The sequence below is a fragment of the Chitinibacter sp. SCUT-21 genome (assembly GCA_041874755.1).
In the GTDB taxonomy this organism is placed as follows: domain Bacteria; phylum Pseudomonadota; class Gammaproteobacteria; order Burkholderiales; family Chitinibacteraceae; genus Chitinibacter.
In genome coordinates this window covers 854,631-875,139 of the sequence record CP102611.1, presented here as the reverse complement: position 1 = coordinate 875,139, position 20,509 = coordinate 854,631, and the positions used below count along the sequence as shown (strand labels likewise).

At 52.0% G+C, this 20,509-nt stretch carries 19 protein-coding genes and 1 tRNA gene; 10 read left to right on the top strand and 10 right to left on the bottom strand.

The features are described from left to right. Positions 1 to 34: 34 nt before the first annotated feature. Positions 35 to 1,003 (top strand): ABC transporter substrate-binding protein, encoded by a 969-nt coding sequence (locus NT239_04025; protein XGA72020.1) that lies wholly within the window; start codon positions 35 to 37, stop codon positions 1,001 to 1,003. A gap of 2 nt (positions 1,004 to 1,005) precedes the next feature. Then, positions 1,006 to 3,690, top strand: coding sequence for an ATP-binding protein (locus tag NT239_04020; GenBank protein ID XGA72019.1), 2,685 nt, complete (start codon positions 1,006 to 1,008; stop codon positions 3,688 to 3,690). Between the two features lie 59 nt (positions 3,691 to 3,749). Here NT239_04020 and NT239_04015 read toward each other — a convergent pair whose 3' ends face one another. Then, on the bottom strand, positions 3,750 to 4,088 hold the full coding sequence (locus NT239_04015) for a P-II family nitrogen regulator (GenBank protein ID XGA72018.1): 339 nt from the start codon (positions 4,086 to 4,088) through the stop codon (positions 3,750 to 3,752). Positions 4,089 to 4,300: 212 nt separating this feature from the next. Between NT239_04015 and NT239_04010 the strand changes: the two genes are divergently transcribed. Beyond that, positions 4,301 to 4,385 (top strand) — tRNA-Leu (locus NT239_04010). A 101-nt stretch (positions 4,386 to 4,486) separates the two neighbouring features. On the opposite strand, the gene NT239_04005 is transcribed toward NT239_04010, so the two are convergent. Both NT239_04005 and recR read right to left on the bottom strand, forming a co-directional pair. Continuing rightward, entirely contained in the window at positions 4,487 to 4,825 is a 339-nt protein-coding gene (locus NT239_04005) for a hypothetical protein (GenBank protein XGA72017.1), read from the bottom strand. 88 nt (positions 4,826 to 4,913) lie between these two features. Next, positions 4,914 to 5,510, bottom strand: coding sequence for a recombination mediator RecR (gene recR / locus NT239_04000; protein ID XGA72016.1), 597 nt, complete (start codon positions 5,508 to 5,510; stop codon positions 4,914 to 4,916). Positions 5,511 to 5,544: 34 nt separating this feature from the next. On the opposite strand from recR, the gene NT239_03995 reads away from it, so the two are divergent. Next, entirely contained in the window at positions 5,545 to 5,724 is a 180-nt protein-coding gene (locus NT239_03995; GenBank protein ID XGA72015.1) for a hypothetical protein, read from the top strand. Here the strand turns inward: NT239_03995 and NT239_03990 are convergent. Continuing rightward, positions 5,721 to 6,050 (bottom strand): YbaB/EbfC family nucleoid-associated protein, encoded by a 330-nt coding sequence (locus tag NT239_03990; GenBank protein XGA72014.1) that lies wholly within the window; start codon positions 6,048 to 6,050, stop codon positions 5,721 to 5,723. The two genes, NT239_03995 and NT239_03990, sit on opposite strands and share 4 nt — an antisense overlap. 36 nt (positions 6,051 to 6,086) lie before the next feature. After that, positions 6,087 to 7,985 (bottom strand): DNA polymerase III subunit gamma/tau, encoded by a 1,899-nt coding sequence (dnaX, locus tag NT239_03985; protein ID XGA72013.1) that lies wholly within the window; start codon positions 7,983 to 7,985, stop codon positions 6,087 to 6,089. A gap of 62 nt (positions 7,986 to 8,047) precedes the next feature. Between dnaX and NT239_03980 the strand changes: the two genes are divergently transcribed. The 3 genes from NT239_03980 (at position 8,048) to guaA (ending at position 11,419) form a co-directional block, all read left to right on the top strand. Further along, entirely contained in the window at positions 8,048 to 8,257 is a 210-nt protein-coding gene (locus NT239_03980; protein XGA72012.1) for an oxidoreductase-like domain-containing protein, read from the top strand. Between the two features lie 17 nt (positions 8,258 to 8,274). Continuing rightward, positions 8,275 to 9,687: a D-alanyl-D-alanine carboxypeptidase/D-alanyl-D-alanine-endopeptidase gene (dacB, locus tag NT239_03975; GenBank protein ID XGA72011.1), complete on the top strand. Its 1,413-nt coding sequence runs from the start codon at positions 8,275 to 8,277 to the stop codon at positions 9,685 to 9,687. Between the two features lie 148 nt (positions 9,688 to 9,835). Then, positions 9,836 to 11,419: a glutamine-hydrolyzing GMP synthase gene (gene guaA, locus NT239_03970; protein ID XGA72768.1), complete on the top strand. Its 1,584-nt coding sequence runs from the start codon at positions 9,836 to 9,838 to the stop codon at positions 11,417 to 11,419. A gap of 49 nt (positions 11,420 to 11,468) precedes the next feature. Here guaA and NT239_03965 read toward each other — a convergent pair whose 3' ends face one another. Continuing rightward, positions 11,469 to 13,307: an NERD domain-containing protein gene (locus NT239_03965; GenBank protein XGA72010.1), complete on the bottom strand. Its 1,839-nt coding sequence runs from the start codon at positions 13,305 to 13,307 to the stop codon at positions 11,469 to 11,471. A gap of 336 nt (positions 13,308 to 13,643) precedes the next feature. Between NT239_03965 and NT239_03960 the strand changes: the two genes are divergently transcribed. Together NT239_03960 and NT239_03955 are read left to right on the top strand one after the other, a co-directional pair. Next, the gene (locus NT239_03960) at positions 13,644 to 13,835 is read left to right on the top strand and encodes a DUF2256 domain-containing protein (GenBank protein XGA72767.1); all 192 of its coding nucleotides are present in this window, start codon (positions 13,644 to 13,646) and stop codon (positions 13,833 to 13,835) included. Then, on the top strand, positions 13,822 to 15,396 hold the full coding sequence (locus NT239_03955; GenBank protein ID XGA72009.1) for a cryptochrome/photolyase family protein: 1,575 nt from the start codon (positions 13,822 to 13,824) through the stop codon (positions 15,394 to 15,396). Before NT239_03960 ends, NT239_03955 begins: the two co-directional genes overlap by 14 nt. 232 nt (positions 15,397 to 15,628) lie before the next feature. Here the strand turns inward: NT239_03955 and NT239_03950 are convergent, their stop codons facing one another. Next, complete coding sequence (locus NT239_03950; GenBank protein ID XGA72008.1) at positions 15,629 to 16,831, bottom strand: outer membrane protein transport protein; 1,203 nt, start codon at positions 16,829 to 16,831, stop codon at positions 15,629 to 15,631. A gap of 272 nt (positions 16,832 to 17,103) precedes the next feature. Between NT239_03950 and NT239_03945 the strand changes: the two genes are divergently transcribed. Further along, positions 17,104 to 18,591, top strand: coding sequence for a carboxypeptidase M32 (locus tag NT239_03945; protein ID XGA72007.1), 1,488 nt, complete (start codon positions 17,104 to 17,106; stop codon positions 18,589 to 18,591). Here the strand turns inward: NT239_03945 and NT239_03940 are convergent. The 3 genes from NT239_03940 to NT239_03930 are packed head-to-tail and all read right to left on the bottom strand — an operon-like array spanning position 18,579 to position 20,452. Beyond that, entirely contained in the window at positions 18,579 to 19,820 is a 1,242-nt protein-coding gene (locus NT239_03940) for a hypothetical protein (GenBank protein ID XGA72006.1), read from the bottom strand. The genes NT239_03945 and NT239_03940 overlap by 13 nt on opposite strands. Before the next feature lie 3 nt (positions 19,821 to 19,823). Further along, positions 19,824 to 20,039 carry a DUF2249 domain-containing protein gene (locus tag NT239_03935; protein ID XGA72005.1) on the bottom strand — a complete coding sequence of 72 codons (216 nt, stop codon included), beginning with the start codon at positions 20,037 to 20,039 and terminating at the stop codon, positions 19,824 to 19,826. After that, positions 20,039 to 20,452 carry a hemerythrin domain-containing protein gene (locus tag NT239_03930; protein XGA72004.1) on the bottom strand — a complete coding sequence of 138 codons (414 nt, stop codon included), beginning with the start codon at positions 20,450 to 20,452 and terminating at the stop codon, positions 20,039 to 20,041. The genes NT239_03935 and NT239_03930 overlap by 1 nt, the downstream gene beginning before the upstream one ends. Positions 20,453 to 20,509 lie beyond the last annotated feature (57 nt).

Sequence of the window (20,509 nt, the reverse complement as noted above, 5' to 3'; positions counted from 1 at the left end):
GCTATGTCGATGCTGATCAGGCGGGATATAGAAAATGTTGGCAATCAGAGCCATATGCATTTTGTGTAGTGTACTGATTTTAACCGCCTGCTCTGCGAGTAAGCCCAAAGAGCCGCTGCGTGTTGGGTTTAATCCTTGGCCCGGCTATGAATTTTTGTATTTAGCCAAGATGAAGGGCTTTTACGAAAAAGCAGGGCTTGACGTGAAATTGATCGAACTCAATTCACTGGGCGATGTTCGGCGCGCCTTTGAGCGCGGCCAAATTGATGTAATGGCTACCACGCTGGTTGAAGTGGCTGTCGCCGCTGAAAACTCCGGTAAAAAGATCAAAGTTGTAGCCGTGGTGGATACGTCGGCGGGGGCCGATGTGATGATTGCGCGTAAACCGTTGGCATCAGTGCAGGCGCTCGCGGGCAAGCGGGTAGGGATGGAGGGCATTACCGTTGATGTGCTCAACGCGCATTATGCGCTGCAAAGCGCCAAGCTCTCGCTGAAAGATGTGCAGGTAGTGACTTTGGCGCAGGATGATTTAATGCAGGAGCTAGAGGCGGGTCGCCTAGATGCAGTCCAAACCTATCCGCCGTATTCAATCAAATTGCTGGCCGATCAGCGCTATCAGGCGGTGTTTGATACGTCCAAAATTGCAGGCAAAGTGATTGATGTGATCTCGGTCGATGCGCAGGTGCTAGAAAATCGGCCGCAAGATATCAAAGCCTTGGTGCATAGTTTTTTTGCCGCGATGGACGATTTTAAAGTGAACCGCCAAGCTGATGCGCATCTCATGGGCGCGCGCTCTGGTGGCAACGCCGAATCCTATCTGGCGGGGCTGGATGGTTTGCAATTAATTGATCAGACCGATCAAGTGAAATATTTGCAAGCTAATGGTTTGGCGCGGCAATCTTTGCAAGAAACCGGGGCTGCTTTGCAAGCGGCGGGTGTGCTAAAAAAACCGCTGCAAGCGGATGCATTTCTAACTGATCAAACGCTGGCGTTTTACCAATAGCAATGCCACGCCAATTACTTTCCCTATTCAAAAAACCACAATTGCAATGGCAGTTATTCGTCCCCTTATGTGCGCTGTGGCTATTGTTGGGTGGCGTTGGTGTGCTGGTTTTGACGCAAGTGGTGCGCGATCAACTGCAGCAGCAAGTACTCGAGCGCGCGCGTGCGATGGCACAAACCACGCAATATGCCGCCGAATCTGCGAGTAATTTGGCTAGTATTCAGCGCTATATTTCTGCCATGGCGGCCGACCCCAAAATTCAATCTGCCTTAATCATCGCAGGTTCGCCGCCGAGGATCATTGTGGCCAATGAGCTGGCTTTGCGCGGCCAAAGCGTAGCAAATCTTGCGGATGTAGAGTTAAAACAAGACATTGAACACGTTATGACTCAAACACTGCCCTATGTTGATTTTGATTCAGAACATGGTGACAATTTGTTGGAATACGGCGAGCCCTTATTGCTGAATCATTTTCAAGTTGGCAGAGAAAACGTTCAATCTGGCACCTTAATTTTATTGATTAGCACTGATGAAATTCAGCGCGCGGTAGATCGAACCATATTGCTTTTGGGCGGTATTTTTACGCTGTTGCTGATTTTTATGGGGGGTGGTTTGCTGTGGTTAATTAAAGGGCATGTTTTACGTCCACTGGATGGCCTGTTAGCCACGGTGGCAAAGCGCTCGGCCGGCAGCGATGCGATGGTGCCTCCGATGCGTGCCAATGAATTGGCGCATTTGGGAGAGGCGCTCAATATTATGTTCCAGCAGGATGATGAGCAACGCATACAGCTCTCCATTCAAGAACGGGTGTTGTCCGAGCAATTGGCACAACTGCAATTGGCGGCCAGCGCGCTGAAAATGGGAACCTGGTCATATCATTTGCCTAGCCAGTGTTTGCAATGGAGTGAGGCGCTGTATGCTTTGTATGGTGTAGCAACTGACCAATTTACCGACCCCGAACAGGTGCAACGGCATTTGCTCAGTTTGAAAGATCGAGAAGTCGAGCATCAGCAACTCTTCGCCCTTAGTGCTGAGCACCCCAGCTATAGCCATGTTTTTGCCATTGAGCGGCAAGGGCAAAAAGCTTTTTTGCTCAATGCGGGTCGCCTTGAAGGTGAGTTTGTGATTGGGCTTTGCTTGGACGTCACCGAATTAAAAATGGCGCAATTGCAGGCAGAGCAGGCTAATCAGGCCAAGAGCTCATTCCTCGCGAATATGAGCCACGAAATTCGCACGCCGATGAATGCCGTGCTTGGTTTTGCCGAATTACTGGCCGATGCAGGTTTAAATGAGCAGCAGCGTGATTATGTGGCGCACATTCAAATGGCGGGTGAAGCCTTATTGGCGCTGATCAATGATATTTTGGATTTTTCGAAAATCGAATCGGGGCATTTAGATTTGGAATGCATTGCCTTTGATTTGGAAGGCGTGATTAAAAATTCGCAAGAAATTGTCTCGGGTAAGGTTAAAGAAAAAGGCTTGGCGCTGCGTGTGGAATTACCACCGGGGCGCAATTGGCGGGTGATGGGGGACCCCAGTCGCTTGCGGCAGGTGCTACTTAATTTGCTGAATAATGCGATTAAATTTACCTCGAAAGGGTATGTTGCGCTGAGCGTTGAAGTAGTGGATCAAGATGAACATACCTGCTTGTATACGATTCGAGTGCGCGATAGCGGGGTTGGCATGGATGAGGCGGGCATGGCCCGATTGTTTCAGCCCTTTTCACAGGCAGATGCCAGCACCACGCGCAAATTTGGTGGCACTGGTTTGGGTTTGTCGATTAGCAAACGCTTGGTGGCGGCAATGGGGGGCAGCATTGCTGTGCAAAGTACCTTGGGCGAGGGCAGTTGTTTTACCGTGCAGCTATCGCTTGCACAAGCGCCTGAACCGGCTTCACTCACATTTGCCGATTTAGCGGGCAAGCAGATTGTGTTGCTGCACGATCAGCCAGAACCTAATCTCGTTTTATTGTCGCAATTACGACAATTAGAGTGCCATTTGGCTACTTGTCCGCTCGATCAGCCACAACTGGCCACCGATACTGATGTTGTGGTGTTTGAGCTTGGCCCACATACCGACCCCGCACAAGCATTGGCCCAAACTCGACAGCAGTTTCCTGCGCTTAGCCGCGCGGTCTTGGTTTCTGCCGCTGGAGTGGGTGGTGCACGGCAAGCTAGCGAAGCCGGTTACAGCGCGTATATTGGTTTGCCGGCGCAGGTAGGTGGCATTGCGCAATGCCTGTCTGCCGTGGTGGCAGCAACGTCGCCAGCAGGTTTGCTAACGGTGCATCAGGTTCGCGAAGCGCAAAATAGCATGCTGAGTGTGTTGTTGGTCGATGACAATCTGGTGAATTTGAAAGTGACCCAATTACTATTGCAAAAACAAGGCTGCAAAGTTGACGTGGCCAGTGATGGTTTGCAAGCGGTGCAAAAAATCAGTGAATCTAATTACGCGTTGGTGTTGATGGATTGCCAAATGCCCATCATGGATGGGTTCATTGCCACCCGTTTGATTCGAACCAAACTGAGTGCAGCGCAGTTGCCGATTATTGCGCTAACGGCGAATGCGTTTAAGGAAGATGAATTGCAGTGTTATGAGGCAGGGATGAACGATTATCTAAGTAAGCCGGTCACGCAAGAAGGATTAAAACGGATTTTAGCGCGCTGGGGGAATCAATCGCTTGAGTAGGGTATTTGCTACTGGATTAGGCAATATAAGCCCTTAAAGCAAATACCCTAAATTCGATGTTAAACCGCTTGATCGTTGGTTTCACCGGTACGGATACGCACCACGTGCTCAACGGGGCTCACAAAAATCTTACCGTCGCCAATTTTGCCGGTGTGCGCCGCTTTGATAATGCCTTCAATCGCGGTATCGACTTGATCGTCCGATAGTACGACTTCAATTTTTACCTTTGGCAAAAAATCTACCACGTATTCAGCACCACGATACAACTCGGTATGACCTTTTTGGCGGCCAAAGCCTTTTACCTCGGTCACGGTCAAACCAGAAATGCCCAACTCTGACAAAGCCTCGCGCACTTCGTCCAATTTAAACGGTTTGATAATGGCTTCGATTTTTTTCATCGCTAATTCCTTGCAGTAAGTAGGGCAGGCTAGAAGTATAGCGGCGTGAGCCCTGACGTGCCACGCTTGTGCGCATTATTGCCTTCACAATGAAGTATCTATGCAAATTGCGCGAATATTTTTGCAAATACCGCTTGTCTTTTAGGGCGCATCCAAGCATAATGCGCACCTACAAGATTTTCAGCGAAAAAGAAATTGATCGCCGAAATGATGCGAGCGTGGCGGAATTGGTAGACGCACTGGATTTAGGTTCCAGCGCCGTGAGGTGTGAGAGTTCGAGTCTCTCCGCTCGCACCAACTAGAAATAGTTGGTTGAAAAGAAAAGCCCCGAAAGTACAGTGAAAACTGCATTTTCGGGGCTTTTTTCATTGTGCTGCCAAGTTGGCTCAGCGTTGACCTTAGCGTGGGGCGAATAAAAAGGCGGCGCAAAAAATCGCGCAGCAGCTCATCGCAAATAAACCCAAACTCTGCGTGGCGACAAAGAAATAACGCCAACTGCGGCTTTCGATCCGGCGCCAGCCACCCGTGCGCTGCGCATACCACACGCCCGCCATAAAACCGCCGACCGCTTCGTAATCGTTCATAAACACGTCGATGCGCGGCGGCAGAGCATCGCTATAGTTTTCTTTTAGATAGGTGTACATCGTTGACGCGCACAGCGCGTACAGACCGCCACCGACGAGCGCGCCAAGGATCAGAAACGGCAGGCCAAAACTCACAAACCACGTGTTCATCATGCGTCCTTCTGAATTGGGGTGAGACGCTATTGATTGTAGCGAGCGCTGCGCGGCTTGCTTTGCAAATCTTGCTGAAGTAGTAAAAAATTTACAGGCCGCGCCGCTCGATCAAGGCTTGCGCCAGTGTGCCGGGGTCAACGTGTTCTAGTTCGCCACCCACGGGCAGGCCGCGCGCGATACGGCTAACTTTAAGCCCGCGCGCGCGTAGCATTTCGGCCAAATAATGCGCGGTTGCTTCACCCTCGGTGGTGAAATTGGTTGCCAGTACGACTTCTTCGACGACGCCGTCGCTAGCGCGTTTTAGCAGTTGCGCGAGCGCGATGTCTTTGGGGCCTATGCCATCCAGCGGCGAGAGGCGGCCCATCAGCACAAAATACAGCCCTTCATAACTGCGTGTGTGTTCGATCGACATCAGATCGGTGGGCATTTCAACCACGCACAATTGCGCGTGATTGCGTTGCTCGTCGCTGCAAATGTCGCAAACGTCGGCTTCGGTGAAGGTGTTGCAGTGGCGGCAATGCTTGAGCGTGCCGAGCGCCTCCATTAAGGATTGCGCCAAACGCGCCGCGCCGTCTTGATCACGTTGCACCAGATGAAATGCCATTCGCGTCGCTGATTTGGGGCCGACGCCAGGCAAAACGCGCAAGGCTTCAATTAAATTGTTTAGCGAACGCGGCGTGCTCATCGGGTATTGCCTTGAAAGGATTGATGGGTGCTAGGTGTGTAGCGATACCGTGCTTGGTATGCAGGCTTTGTCTAAGCTGGCTGGCGAGCCAAAACAGATTGTGACCGCCACGCAGCACAGCAACCGCAATGTACTGAACGTACATGAGGATTGCGAGCAGCGGACGGTCGCAAGCTGTGCAGGCGTAGCCGCCAGATTGGATAAAGCGAATTAGAATGGGAACTTCATGCCCGGTGGCAACGGCAGACCCGCAGTCAACGCACCCATTTTTTCCTGGCTAGTGCTTTCCGCTTTGCGCAGCGCATCGTTAAAGGCTGCAGCGATCAAGTCTTCCAGTATGTCTTTGTCATCAGACAGCAAGCTGTCATCGATTGCCACGCGTTTTACCACGTTGGCGCAGGTCAGCGTGATTTTCACCAGACCAGCGCCCGATTGGCCTTCCACTTCAACATTGGCCAATTCGTCTTGGGCTTTTTTCATGTTTTCTTGCATTTGCTGAGCTTGCTTCATCAAGCCGCCCAAACCGCCTTTATTGAACATAATGCTTCCTTTTTTGCTAACTAAAGAATGGTGCAATTACAGCGGTTTGATCGACGCTGCGTCGATCGTGCCGCCCATATCGCGCACCAAGGTTTGAATAAATGGATCATTTTGAATCGCCGCGACGGCGGTTTCCTGCCGCGCGGCATTTTCGCGCACCAACATAATGGCAGGTGTTTCTCCAGCAATCTCGCCAATATTGACGTTGACGGTGATCTCGCGGCCAAAATGCTCAGACAGTGCGCTGCGTAATTTGTCTTGATAATCGCGCGTTGCGACCGCGCGATGTTCTTCTGCCACCTGTAAATCAATATGTATATCGCTGTAGCCCATAAGCTGCGCGTTCTGCGCCAGCATACCTGCGGCGCCGAGTTTGAGTTGAACCACTAAACCACGCCAATCGCCATTAAATGGCTCGGCGGGTTTATTTTCACGGACTGGTAATGCGCTGGGCGCTGATTCAAGCACTGGTACTGCTTGTGCTGGCTCTGCAACATACTGAGGCGCAGGCTCGCTCGCCTGATAAATCGCCTCCGCCGCCTCGCTGTGCCATGGTGGCGGCTCTAAATCCGCGTAACTTGGTGCGGGTTCTGCTTTGGGCGCAGCCGCTGGCACAGGCTCGCGAGCAGCTATCGTCTGCGCAGCCTGTTCAGGCTTTCCCTGTGGCGTAGCTCCAGATTGAACAGATGCGCTGGCGCTATTCGTTGGCGCCGCTGGGCTTGGTGCGGCACTCGCTGTTGGCTGCGCTGGCGAGATATTTCCGCATATTTGCTCTGGCTTGGCCTGAGAGATATTTCCACTGACTTGCTCCGGCTTCGCTGGAGAGACCATTTGATTGACTTGCTCCGGCTTCGCCGGAGCAAAGGCCAGCATCCGCAGCAGTGTCATCGTAAAGCCAGCGTATTCATCCGGCGCAAGCGGCAAATCGCGGCGGCCGTGCAGCGCAATTTGGTAATACAGCTGCGTGTCTTCTGGGCTTAAAGCCTGCGCTGCGGCCAAGATTTGCCCACGCTGCGGCAAATCATCGGCCAAAGCATTCGGTACCGCTTGCGTTAGCGCGACTTGATGCAAAACATTCGCCAGCTCGTGCAAAGCGGCCTCGTACGACAAACCCCGAGACGCAATCGCATCCGCCGTTTGCAGCAAACGCGGGCCATCGTGCGCAGCAAGCGCGTCGAGTAAGTCGAATAAATAGCTTTGATCCACCGCGCCGAGCATCGCGCGCACGCCCGCTTCTTCAACCTGACCTGCACCGTGCGCAATCGCTTGATCGAGCAGGGAGAGCGCATCGCGCATCGAGCCATTGGCCGCGTGGCCGAGCAGATTGAGCGCCAGCGGCTCAAATTTCACTTGCTCGGCTTCGAGGACTTTATTCAGGTGGCCAGAGACTTGCTGCGGTGTCATCTGGCGCAAGGAAAACTGCAGGCAACGGCTCAGCACCGTAATCGGCACTTTTTGCGGATCGGTCGTCGCCAGAATAAATTTCACGTGACTAGGCGGCTCTTCCAAGGTTTTCAGCATCGCGTTGAATGCTGATTTGGACAGCATGTGGACCTCGTCGATGATGTACACTTTGAAGCGCCCCGCGGTCGGCGAGTATTGTGCGTTGTCCAAGACTTCGCGAATATTGTCGATGCCGGTGTTTGATGCCGCGTCGATTTCGAGCAAGTCTACAAAGCGACCAGCGTCGATTTGCGTACACGCTGAACACACGCCGCATGGCTCGGACGTAATGCCCGTTTCGCAATTGAGCGCCTTGGCCATAATCCGCGCGATCGTGGTTTTGCCCACACCGCGGGTGCCGGTTAACAAATACGCATGGTGTAGTCGCTCGCTGGCAAACGCGTTTGCCAGTGCTTTAATCACATGCTCTTGCCCAACGAGTTGGGCGAATGTTTTAGGGCGCCATTTGCGCGCGAGTACTTGATAGGCCATGGCGCGATTCTATCAGATTCGATATTTGTCTGAGTGAGTGCGCCCGATTTTAGGTTAGAAAGATGGAAGAAAATAAACAGTTGCCCATTGCTGATGTGGCGGCAGCGCAAGACAGCAAGCATGATCCAGAGCCACAACCGCCGATCGAGCCGCCGCTGGAGGCCTGCTGCAACAGCGCCTGCTCGCCGTGCATTTTTGATTTATACGCCGAAGAAATGAACGAATATCGACAAGCCCATCTGGCGTGGAAAGCGCGCCAAGCGGCTAAATAGCCCTAACGAGACCACCGATGATCAAATCCCACTACCTAAAAGTTGCGCTCTGTTCTGCCTTGCTCGCAGGCGTGGCGCAAGCCGAATTGCCCGCCAAAGTAGCGCAAAGTCTCAAAGCCGCCGGTATTCCTAGTGAAGCGATTAGCGTCGCCATCGTGCCACTCGATGGCGGCAAAGGCGGGCAGTTCCATCTCGAAAACCAGCCGCGTAACCCAGCGTCAACGATGAAATTGGTCACGACGTGGGCTGGTTTGCATCAGCTTGGGCCCGCGTGGCAATGGCAAAGTGATTTGCTCGCCAATCAAGCGCCGGTCAAAGGCGTGCTCGATAGCCCGCTGTATTTGCGCGGCAAGGGCGACCCGAAACTAACAATCGAGCGGATGTGGTTGTGGATTCGGGATTTGAAAGCGGCGGGCGTTGAGGATATTCGCGGCCCCTTGGTGCTCGATGGCAGCTATTTTCAGCGCAGCAAAGCTCTTGAGCAATATGACGACGACAGCGAAACCGAGCGCGCGTTTATGGTCGAGCCCGATGCGCTAATGAGTAATTTTCGCACGCAACGCGTGACCTTTGATTCGACTGGCGAGCGCGTCATTTTGCGCGCCGAGCCGCCGCTGAATCAGGTGCGCGTGAGTAATCAATTGGCGTTGGGCGAGGGCGGCAGTTGTGCGGCGTGGGCCAAGCGCGTGCAGCAGCGCATGGGCGAGGTGAGCGGCTCTGAATTTTTGGTGCAATACGTCGGCGAAATGCCAGCGGGCTGCAAAGCCGAGCGCTATGTGCCGGTGTTAACGGCCAAATCGTACACATCGGCGCTGTTTTGGTATTTGTGGTACCAAGCCGGCGGTAAAGGCTCTGGCCAAACCGAAGACGGCGTCACACCGGCCAAGGCCGTGGTGTTGGCATCAACGCGCTCGCCCGATATGGTGAGCAATATTCGCGACATTAATAAATACAGCAATAATTTAATGGCGCGCCAGCTCTACCTCACTTTGGGCGCCGAGATCGGCCAATCGAAACCAAATACTGACGAAGCGGGCTTTGCGGCGATTCAAGCTGGCCTGAAATCCGCCGGTTTGGTGTGGCCAGAATTGGTGATGGAAAACGGCTCTGGCCTCTCGCGCAAAGAGCAAATCAGCGCGCGCCATTTGGCCGATTTACTCGTTGCCGCTTCACGCAGCCCGTACGCCGCCGAATACATTAGCTCACTGCCGCTAATTGGTTTGGACGGCACAATGAAAAAACGCCTTGGCGATAAAGCTGGTGAGGCGCACATCAAAACAGGCTCCTTGCGCGACGTGCGCGCGGCCGCTGGTTATGTGCAAGATCGTAGCGGCAAAAACTGGGCTGTGGTCGCCATCGTTAATCACGCCGAAGCGGCCAAAGCCTTGCCTACGATTGATCAGTTAATTCGTGGCGTGATCGAGAAATAATACCCGCCGATGTATTGGTCTGAGGCTTTCTTGCAGTGAGATCTTCAGGCCAATACCCCTCTAGCTATCCAGCCATTTGGCATTGCGACTCGCATCTGGCTCAATAGCGCGGTAAAATGGCGCGTTTTACCGCCAACCCACTGGAAAAATCGGTATGGATAAGATCCTGATTCTTGATTTCGGCTCGCAAGTGTCGCAGCTGATCGCCCGTCGCGTGCGCGAAGCGCATGTGTATTGTGAACTGCACCCGTTCGATGTGACGCTCGATTTCATCAAAGAATTCAACCCGAAGGGCATTATCTTGTCCGGCGGCCCGAACTCGGTGTACGAGTCGGATTACCAAGCAGATCCAAAATTATTTGAATTGGGTATTCCAGTTCTCGGTATCTGTTACGGCATGCAGTTCATGGCGCAAACTTTGGGCGGTAAAGTTGAATCGGGCGACAAGCGCGAATTTGGCTACGCCGAAATCCAAGCGCGTCATCACTCAAAATTATTCGAAGGCCTGCAAGACCGCGTTGACGCAGCAGGCAATGGTTTCCTCGATGTGTGGATGAGCCACGGCGATAAAGTAACGGCGCTGCCTGTCGGCTTTAACGTGATCGCCGAAACGCCATCTTGCCCAATCGCAGCCATGGCCGATGAAGCACGCCAATTCTACGCCGTACAGTTCCACCCAGAAGTAACGCACACCAAACGCGGCACTGAAATGATCCACCGCTTTGTGCTGCACGTGTGCGATGCCACGCCATCGTGGACGATGCCAAACTACATCGAAGAAGCGGTGAAAAAAATCCGCGAACAAGTGGGCGATGAAGAAGTCATCCTTGGTCTGTCGGGCGGCGTCGATTCATCGGTTGCTGCGGCGCTGATTCACCGCGCGATTGGCGATCAACTGACCTGCGTGTTTGTTGACCATGGCCTGTTGCGCCTGAACGAAGGCGATATGGTGATGGATATGTTCGCGCGCAATATGGGCGTGAAAGTAATCCGCGTTGACGCGACTGAACAGTTCATGGGCAAACTCGCTGGTGTGACCGATCCTGAACGCAAACGCAAAATCATCGGCGGCGAGTTCGTTGAAGTATTCCAGCAAGAATCAGGCAAACTGACGACGGCAAAATGGTTGGCCCAAGGCACGATTTACCCAGACGTGATCGAATCAGCGGGCGCGAAAACCGGCAAAGCGCACGCGATCAAGAGCCACCACAATGTCGGCGGCTTGCCCGAAGACATGAACTTGAAACTACTTGAGCCACTGCGCGAGTTGTTTAAAGATGAAGTACGTCAGCTGGGCGTGGCGCTGGGCTTGCCACCAGAAATGGTCTATCGCCACCCATTCCCAGGCCCAGGCCTTGGTGTGCGTATCCTTGGCGAAGTGAAAATGGAATACGCCGACCTGCTGCGTCGCGCGGATGCGATTTTCATCGAAGAGCTGCGCAATACCGTGGACGAAAAAACTGGCAAAAACTGGTATGACCTGACCAGCCAAGCGTTTGCGGTATTCCTGCCTGTCAAATCAGTCGGCGTAATGGGCGATGGACGTACGTATGACTACGTGGTGGCATTGCGCGCAGTCGTGACCAGCGACTTCATGACCGCCCACTGGGCCGAATTGCCATACAGCTTGTTGGGGCGTGTATCAAACCGCATCATCAACGAAGTGCGTGGCCTGAATCGCGTGGTATACGATGTAAGCGGCAAACCACCTGCGACGATTGAGTGGGAATAATTAGCTCAATGCTCTTCGAATCAAAAGCCCGCAGAAATGCGGGCTTTTTTTAGGCGGCAATTTTGTCGCAGGCGGCTCGTGCTTTTTGGGCAAATACCGATTCGCGATCCGCAGTTAGATAAAGCTGATTCATCGCACGCGTCATGCCTACATATAATACGCGTGCTTGTTCGGTTTCATCGCTTTTTTGATGGGGTAAACTACCCAAACCTGCAATTGCAACTACGGGAAATTCAAGGCCTTTGCTGGCATGTAGCGTGAGTATAGAGACGCCATTTGCAGTATCCTGCGGCCCAGTTTGTACCGGAATCTGTGAGCGTGTGAGGTATTCACGAATAGCATCAAGTTGATAATTAAAATACGCCAACACGGCCATATCGCGCCATTCAATACCTTGCTCTTGGCAGTGCTTTAATTTTTTCGAGATGGTTTCAAGTTCCGCATTAAAGGTTGGTAGCTGAATAAATTCAGGCACCATATCGCGTCGCCCTGCGGTTTGCGGCAGGACTAAGGGTACACCGTCTTCTTCGGCATCTTGTGCCGAGAGTAAATCGCGAGCAAATTCATAAGCTACGCCGAGTACTTCAGCACTATTTCGGTAATTCAATTTCAATATCGTAGTGCGCCCACGTGCCTGTATGCCGACGCTAGAAAAAGTAAATTGGCGCTTGCTCGACTTTTGGTAAATATCCTGCGCGCTGTCGTAGAGCATTAGTAGGGAATTACTGCTCGGATCGACCATTTGCACCACAAGGCGTAACCACTCAGGTTTGAAATCATGCCCTTCATCGATCAATAGGGCGGAGTATTGCCCTGCGGGCACTTCATTGCGTGTAACTCCATCAATTACCCCTTGTATGGTTTCTTGCCAATATTCATCGCTAAAGGGTCTTGCTTTGGATTTGGGTAATAGGTAAGTGCGCGCCATTTCACCACACCAGCTATGAAATGTTTGCACGCTCACTTGTTGTGATAAGCCTTTTTGAGCCATCCAATGTTTTAGCTTTTCGGATAAGGCTTTGTTGTAGCAAAGAATTAAGACTGGCTTGCTAGCATTTTTGGCCAAATATTCTGCTCGGTAACCCAAAATCATGGTTTTGCCTGATCCTGCAACGCCATGAATAACACGATGACCGTCACCAAGGCTACGTGCTAACTGTTCCTGCTGTAAATCCATCACGCGAATTAGGTCTGGAATGGCCAAGGTTTCGGCTGCTGCTTCAGCTGGATCGGCATCAAATAAGCTACCTTGACGGCAAACAATTCGTACATCTGGGAAGAGGTGCCACCGAATTCGATCTATTTGAGGCAAAGTCAGTTGACAAGGAAAAGGGTGCAAAAACATGTCCCATAAACGTTTTTGAAAAGCTTCTGCATCGGCCGATTCGGTCATCTCATCCTGACAAATCACCAAATGTTCAGGTAGCACATCGGCCAAATTCGCCTCATTAAAATCTTTGCGGGTGATGTTGGCCAGAATTAAACCGTGGCCATAGGGCATAACTAACTTTCCGGCATAACGGCTGTTTGCGGGGTTGATTAAAAGCGGGTCTTTTTTCAGTAGATCAATCGTGACATTGATGAAGTCCCGTGCTTTTAGCAGCGGATTGACATCCTTTTTATATTGGCCGTTGAAATCACATTCAACAATGTGGGGGTCAATTCGAAGAATGCTCGATAGCTTCCAATCTTTGACTTCCAGAGCCAATAAGCCTCGGTAAGGATTTAAAATCAGAAAATCGGGCCTGCGTCGTTTAACTCCAACCGTTACGTCATACCAACACAAATAATCTTCTTCTAGCAATGCTTCCAATCGGCGAGCAAAGCGCTTTTCCCCTGAAGTCATGCGGGGTAGACAGGTGTTTAAACTAGGGATAAGCGTTGCCATACGAGGATTCCTGAGTGTTGCTTAATAAGTATTTCATAATGATAAGCTCCAGTGTAAGGTGTGTCATGATTTGTTTACAATTCAGATGGACTTAGCCGAGTGGGAGCGTATGACTTTAAGCTGGCCAATAGCTCAGATTAGATACTCATTTAGATCAGGATCTGTTTGATGTAGGGGATGTTTTGATACGCTAAGTTTTATTTAGGTGGAGCGGCAATTGGGTGTATATATTCCTACGTAATTTTCGATGGACTTAGACCTATTTTGCAAGCAATCAAGCCAACATCTTCAGCGATTTGGTGAATTTCGAAACCTACTATTCAGTTATGGAAAATGATGCCCGACCGTAAACCATCCCGCGCAGCGGTATCGGCGAAAGCTCAGTTGCCGAGCAAAATATGCCCAGTTTGCCAGCGGCCATTTAGTTGGCGTAAAAAATGGCAGCGCGATTGGGAGCAGGTTAAGTATTGCAGCCAGCGTTGTGCAGCGAGTGCGCGAGCTCAGGGAGTTGCTGATGAACGCGGCTAAATTGCCTCAAGCCCCCGCTGGGCAATCTTTTCGCCGCCTGCGGCTGATTTTGGGCGATCAGCTTAATGCGCGCCATTCTTGGCTTCGTGACGCAAGCGAGCAGGCCGATACGCTGTATGTGCTGATGGAAATTCGCAGCGAGACCGATTACGTTTGGCATCATGCACAAAAAGTTTTGGGCATCTTCGCGGCGATGCGCGGATTTGCTTGCGCGCTGGCGCAGGCGGGATTTGTGGTGCATTACATCAGCTTGGGCGCGGCGGAAAATCGTCAGAGTTTTGCCGCCAATCTAAGTGCCTTGATGCAGCGGCATCAAATCACGGAACTCGCTTGGCAGCAGCCGGATGAATGGCGGGTGGCACAGCACTTGCGCGAATTTGCCGCTACTTGTGGAGTACAGCATCAGATTGTAGATAGCGAACATTTTCTCGCCGATCAAGCGCAGATCAGCACGCAATTTGCGCAAAAAATCCCACGAATGGAATTTTTTTACCGCGCGATGCGCCGGCAATACCAGATTTTGCTCGATGCCGCAGGCCAGCCCCTGGGTGGGCAATGGAATTTTGATGCAGACAATCGGCAACGCTGGCCGGGCAATCCGCCTGCACCAAGCTGGCCGCAGCCGCAACATGATTTGCGAGCGCTGTGGGACGAGATCGTCGCGGCTGGGGTCACAACGCTGGGCGAGCCGCAAGCGGCTGCATTCAATTGGCCGCTTAGCCGACGTGAGGCGCAAGCGTGGTTGCAGCATTTTATTGTGCACGCCTTGCCCCATTTCGGCGCTTATCAAGACGCCATGAGCCGCGCCTCGCCCACCTTGTTTCATGCCGGGCTATCGTTTGCGCTCAATCTCAAGCTCTTGCACCCGATGGAGGTGATTCAGGCCGCGCTCGCGGCGTATCAACAAGGCGCGGTAAGCCTAGCAACGGTCGAAGGCTTTGTGCGGCAAATTCTGGGTTGGCGCGAATTTGTGCGTGGCGTGTATTGGGCACGGATGCCTGAGTATCGCCAACTGAATGTGCTCTCGCACCAGCGCGATTTACCGGCTTGGTATTGGACTGGGCAGACCAATATGGCCTGCCTTCAGCACGCGATTAGTCAGTCTTTGTCGCTCTCGTACGCGCATCACATTCAGCGCTTGATGGTCACCGGCAATTTTGCGCTCCTGGCCGGCATCGATCCCGATCAGGTGGATGCGTGGTACTTGGGTATATATATCGATGCGTTTGAATGGGTCGAGTTGCCCAATACCCGTGGCATGAGCCAGTATGCCGATGGCGGTTTACTGGGCAGCAAACCCTACGCAGGTTCGGCCAGTTATATCAGCAAAATGAGCGACTATTGCAAAGGCTGTGCCTATCAACCGAAATTGCGCCACGGTGAGATGGCTTGCCCCTTGAATAGTTTGTACTGGCATTTCCATCACCGCCATGCTGATCGGCTAGCACGCAATCCGCGCCTTGCCATGACGTATCGCAGCTGGGGCAAACTATCCACAGCTGAACAAGCGGCTACATTGGCGCAAGCTGAAATCTATTTGGCCAAGCTGGATGCCCTTTGATGGGGTATATCTACTAGATTTATTATTAATAAGGTCTTTATATTGTTACATTGGTGGGGTATTTGTGGGCAGTCGTGCAATTGCCCATTGCCCTCTTTATTGTTTGCGTCAAAATTAGCGCCAGCACACTTAATAGATTCAGACCGTGGAGTGTTGGATGAAGTGGTTGGCGAATTGCTATAGAACAAAGGCCGAGTAATCTGCTCGGCCTTGGTGAAAGCAGGGCAACAACTTAGAATTTGCGTGAATATTGGCTGCTAAGGAAATATAAATGTCCAGTGTCAAACTCGCCGCCAAAAAGATGATTTGGTGCTTTATTACTTTGAACACGTGCATATTCTGCAGCAAAACCCAATGTACTGACCTGATCTAATTGATAGGTTAAGCCTGTACCAAATCGCCAAGTTTCCCCTGATGGCGTGGTTAGCACGCCTTGTGACTGATCCTTATACATACTGCTATCGTAGGCCATGCCAAAGTTGTAACGCCATTGAGAATTGGCTTGATATTGCGCACCCACCGCGAGATGAAGAGTGTCTTGGTAGAGTGGTTTTGAGGCGATGACCTCACCATAAATGGCGCTTTGATTGTGGTTAAATGCCGACCAATCTTGCCAGCCCACATTACCCATGATGGCCCACTCGGGTGCTACTTGATGATAGGCACTGAGCATTAACTGCTGAGGGGCATTGACTTGGGTTTCGAGTGGAATACTGATGTTATGAATCTGCCCTGTTGCGGGTAGCTGGAAAGTAACATTCGGGTTGATTTGAAAATCATACTTGGCTTGGCTTGCGTAATTGAGGCCAAATCGTGTGGCGGTATTGGGTTCAAACAGCAAGCCAACCCTTAGGTTGGGTTCCCAATCATGATCGTTTTCCAGCGCTTCCCCACGGGCGGTTGATCGATTTAGCGCAAAATAGCCATAGTTGATACCGATGCCGCCACCAATCGACCATTGATCATTCAGTCGGTAAGCGATGGTTGGTTGTATCGTTAAAGCTAGCTGAGTTGCATCTTTAACCAAGGCTGAGCCTGCCCAATCGCCATAATGTAGTGCAAGCCCAAAATTGCCCCAAAACCCCAAGCCAATTTTTAAACGCTCATTGACCGAGTGACTATAGAATAAGCTGCCACCAGGAAATGGTTGCAGTACATTACCTGGATCATCGCCGCTGGCAACACCATCAGTGATGTGATAACTCGTATTGCCGAATAAAAGTTGTAAACCCGTATCCACACGATCACCGTCGATGCGTGTTAAGCCTGCTGGATTGGAAAATATCGTGCTCGAATCCATTGCGCGTGCTGCAGCGCCAGCGCTGGCCAAACCCAAATCTTCAGAGCCAATTTCATATAAATAGAGTCCTGCCGCTTGGGCTTGTGTCAAACTGAGTGTGCATAAGGCGGCAATTAGATAGGGCTTTTTCATCATATTGACTCTCATGAATAGTGGGATTGGATTTGGGTTGTCACCGTAGCCACCACAGTAATTGCTAGCAAGGTGGGTTTTATTTATTTTTCAATAGCTTATTTTAATATTTCGTTTAAAGTAAATTTATTTGTGTTTTATTGTAAATATTTGTTGCGTTTTGGGCCTTGTTTTCGTAGGCCGGCAACCAATCTGATCATTATTGCTGGCGGTATGATTGATGGTTTTGCCTTGTTTTAATTCTGATGATTGAGAAAGCAGGAAAAGGAAATTGAATGAATCAAAGTGCATATCAAGCCTTGTTGGCGACATTTACTCGAATTTATCGCTATGAACATTTAATGGCTTTAGCCGGTTGGGATCAGGCGGCGATGATGCCAGAAGGTGGCAACGACGCACGTGGTGCGGCGATGGCTGAGTTGGGCGTTTTAATTCATAACACGCTGACCGATCCGGCTTTGGCCAATACCATCGCTGCGGCGAAAACCGAGAATTTAAGCGCCGACGAGCAAGCGAGTTTGCGTGAAATGGTGCGCCAGTGGGAACACGCTAATTTATTGCCGGCGCAATTGGTCGAAGCCAAAACCCTAGCCGGTTCGCATTGCTCGCACGCGTGGCGCACACAACGGGCGAATAATGATTGGGACGGCTTTTTGGCCAATTTCCGCGAAGTGGTTCGCTTGGCGCGTGAAGAGGCGCAGCTGTTAAGCAAGCACAGCGGCTTAACGCCGTATGAAGCGCTGATGAATAAATACGAGCCGGGCATGACGTGCGCTGAGCTCGATCGCATCTTTGGCGACGTCAAGCAATGGCTGCCTGATTTAATCCAGCAGGTAATGGCGAAACAAGCGCAAGAAAGCACGCTGGCCGCGCAAGGGCCGTTCAGCATTGCCGCGCAGCGCGAGCTGGGTTTGGACGTGATGCAAAAGCTCGGCTTTGATTTTACGCGCGGTCGTTTGGATGTGTCGCACCATCCATTTTGCGGCGGCGTACCCGAAGACGTGCGCATTACCACGCGCTATACCGAAGACGATTTCACGCAAAGCATGATGGGCATCGTGCACGAAACCGGCCACGCGCGTTACGAGCAAAACTTGCCCAGCGCCACCGCGCATTTACCAGTGGGGCGCGCGCGTTCGATGGCGGTACACGAAAGCCAGAGCTTGGCGTTTGAAATGCAGCTCGGGCGCAGCCCGGCATTTTTGGCGCTGATTCAGCCTTTAATTACCCAACATTTGGGCGAGCAAGCAGCGTTTAGCGTTGAGAATTTGGCCAAAATCTATACCCGCGTGAAACCCGACTTTATCCGCGTCGACGCTGACGAGCTAACTTACCCTGCGCACGTGATTTTGCGCTATGAAATCGAGCGCGCGCTGATTGATGGTGAAATCGAGGCTGACGATATTCCCACGCTGTGGGAGCAAAAAATGCAGCAATACTTGGGCGTCGATACCCGTGGCAATTATAAAAATGGCTGCTTGCAAGATATTCACTGGACCGATGGCAGTTTTGGCTATTTCCCAAGCTACACCCTAGGCGCGATGTATGCGGCGCAATACTTTGCCAAAATCCGCCAGCAGTTTGCTGATCTTGACCAGCGTGTCGCGGCCGGCGATTTAGCGCCGATTTTTGATTGGTTGAATGAGCATATTTGGTCGCAAGCCAGCCGTTGGGAAACGGGGGAATTGATTACGCGCGCGACTGGCGAAGCGCTCAATCCAGCCTATTTCAAAGCGCATTTGGTGCAGCGCTATTTGGGTTGATTGCTAGTCTGAGCTGAAAGCGTTTTTGCCTGAACAATCGCCACCTGTTGTGTTTGCACGCTGCGGCGCAGGCAATAGGCGATGGCGCCAGCATAGAGCAAAATAATAATGGGTATTGCTTTGAAAGTTAATTGAAATAATGGCCAGAAGGTAATACCCATTGCAATGCTCAAATAGGCCAAACGCTTTAACCAGCGCTCCGGAAATAATTGCCCCATATGGCGCAGCTTGCCACCGCTAGGCACTTGCAAGCGATAATCCAGCCACAATAAAAACGGAATAATTTTCGCCAACATCGCCGTGATGATCGGCAGCACACCTGCCAAGACAAAATGGCCTGCCATTAGGATCGATGCAGTGTCGGACACGTCTACTAGCCACGGTAGCAGCGCCAGCACCAGCGCCATATTAACTGCGCCCCAGCCCCATAAATAACGCGCTGGATCGGCGCGGCGCTGGCTGTTTTGCAGCAAACGCAGCAGGCCAAACAGCCACGCCAAGATGGGTAAGCACAATATCGTCAACCCACGCGCATCCATCACCGCCGCCAATGCGCACAGCAGCAGCGCAGGCAACAGCCAGCGATTCAGAGCCTGTGGCCATGCTGGCGCCACCAAAAACATCGGTACCACGGTAAACGCCACTGCGATAATCAGCGCAATTAGCCATGTGATGCTAGCCAATACAATATGTGCGCGCAGTATCTCGTTCAAACCTATGGCAGGAAAGCCGTAGCTTAAGATACCCACTAGTAGTGTGCCGCTCACCGCAGTGAGGCCTAGGCCGATGACCGGCCAACTTAATACACTGCGAGTACCCGAGCGCCAAAAGCGGTGCAACAGCCACAGCGCCAAACTGATCAAGCCACAGAATAAAATCGCTGCTGCGGCTTGCAACAAAACGGGCTGCATCTGCCATAGCCCTAAGGCCAACATCGCCGTTCCGAGTTGCAGCACCAGCCACAAAGCCATCCCCCAAAACGGCGCATGTTTGGCGCGAACGCCAGTCAGTACCGCGCTGACCTGCAATAGCGCGCCGAGCATGATATTGCCCAAAAAACCTAAGGCGAGCAGATGCGTGATCGCCAGCATCGGCGGCGCAAAGCGTTGCTGCCATTGATCGGCGTCGAGCGTTAGCAACAGCAGCGCACTGAGTGCCAACCACCACGGTGCGGTGCGAAAAAAACGCAGCGGTATTCGCACTGGCAGGCTAAATTCGGGCAGGAACATGGCCTAATCTCGGAACACCGTTAAGATGGCTGAGCCATCGCTTTGCGCTGCGCATTCCCAATGGCAGCGGCGTAGGCGCAAATGTTCGTACAGCGGGAAGGGCGTGTGCGGTAAATGAAACTGCGCTTGCTCGCCTGCGCTGGCGGCATCGAGCCACTGCAAGATGATCTCCATCGGCTCGGGCGGCGCAAGGCCACGTAAATCGCGCTGGCCGCTCATTAGGCAAATTCCTCGGCCAAATGCGGAATGGTGCGATCGCACATAGGGTAGAGGATGTTTTCCTCTTTCATATTGTGCTGCTGCAATAGCAGTAATAGCGTTTCGGCGCAGCCGATAAAATCATCGCTATCTTGTTGCGCAGCGGCTTCTTGCAGCCCCTGCATCAAATCGCGCGCTTGGGCATGTTCATTGCGCATCACTTGGGTTGGGCCACCGATCATGCCGCTGGCTTGCTCAAATACTGGAAACAGTGAATCTTCTTCAAGCGCAAAATGTGCCAGCGTAGTTTGGCAAAAAATGCTTGTTAGTTTTTGGCAATCGCTCCATTGCCCCGCACGTGCAGTGGCTTCGGCTTGGGCCAAGTAATCATCGCAATGACGGTGTTGCTGAAGTAGGGCGCTGGTGATACTCATGATTGCTGCTCCTGAATCGCATAGGGTTTAGCCTCAAGACTATGCTGCATTCAGGGG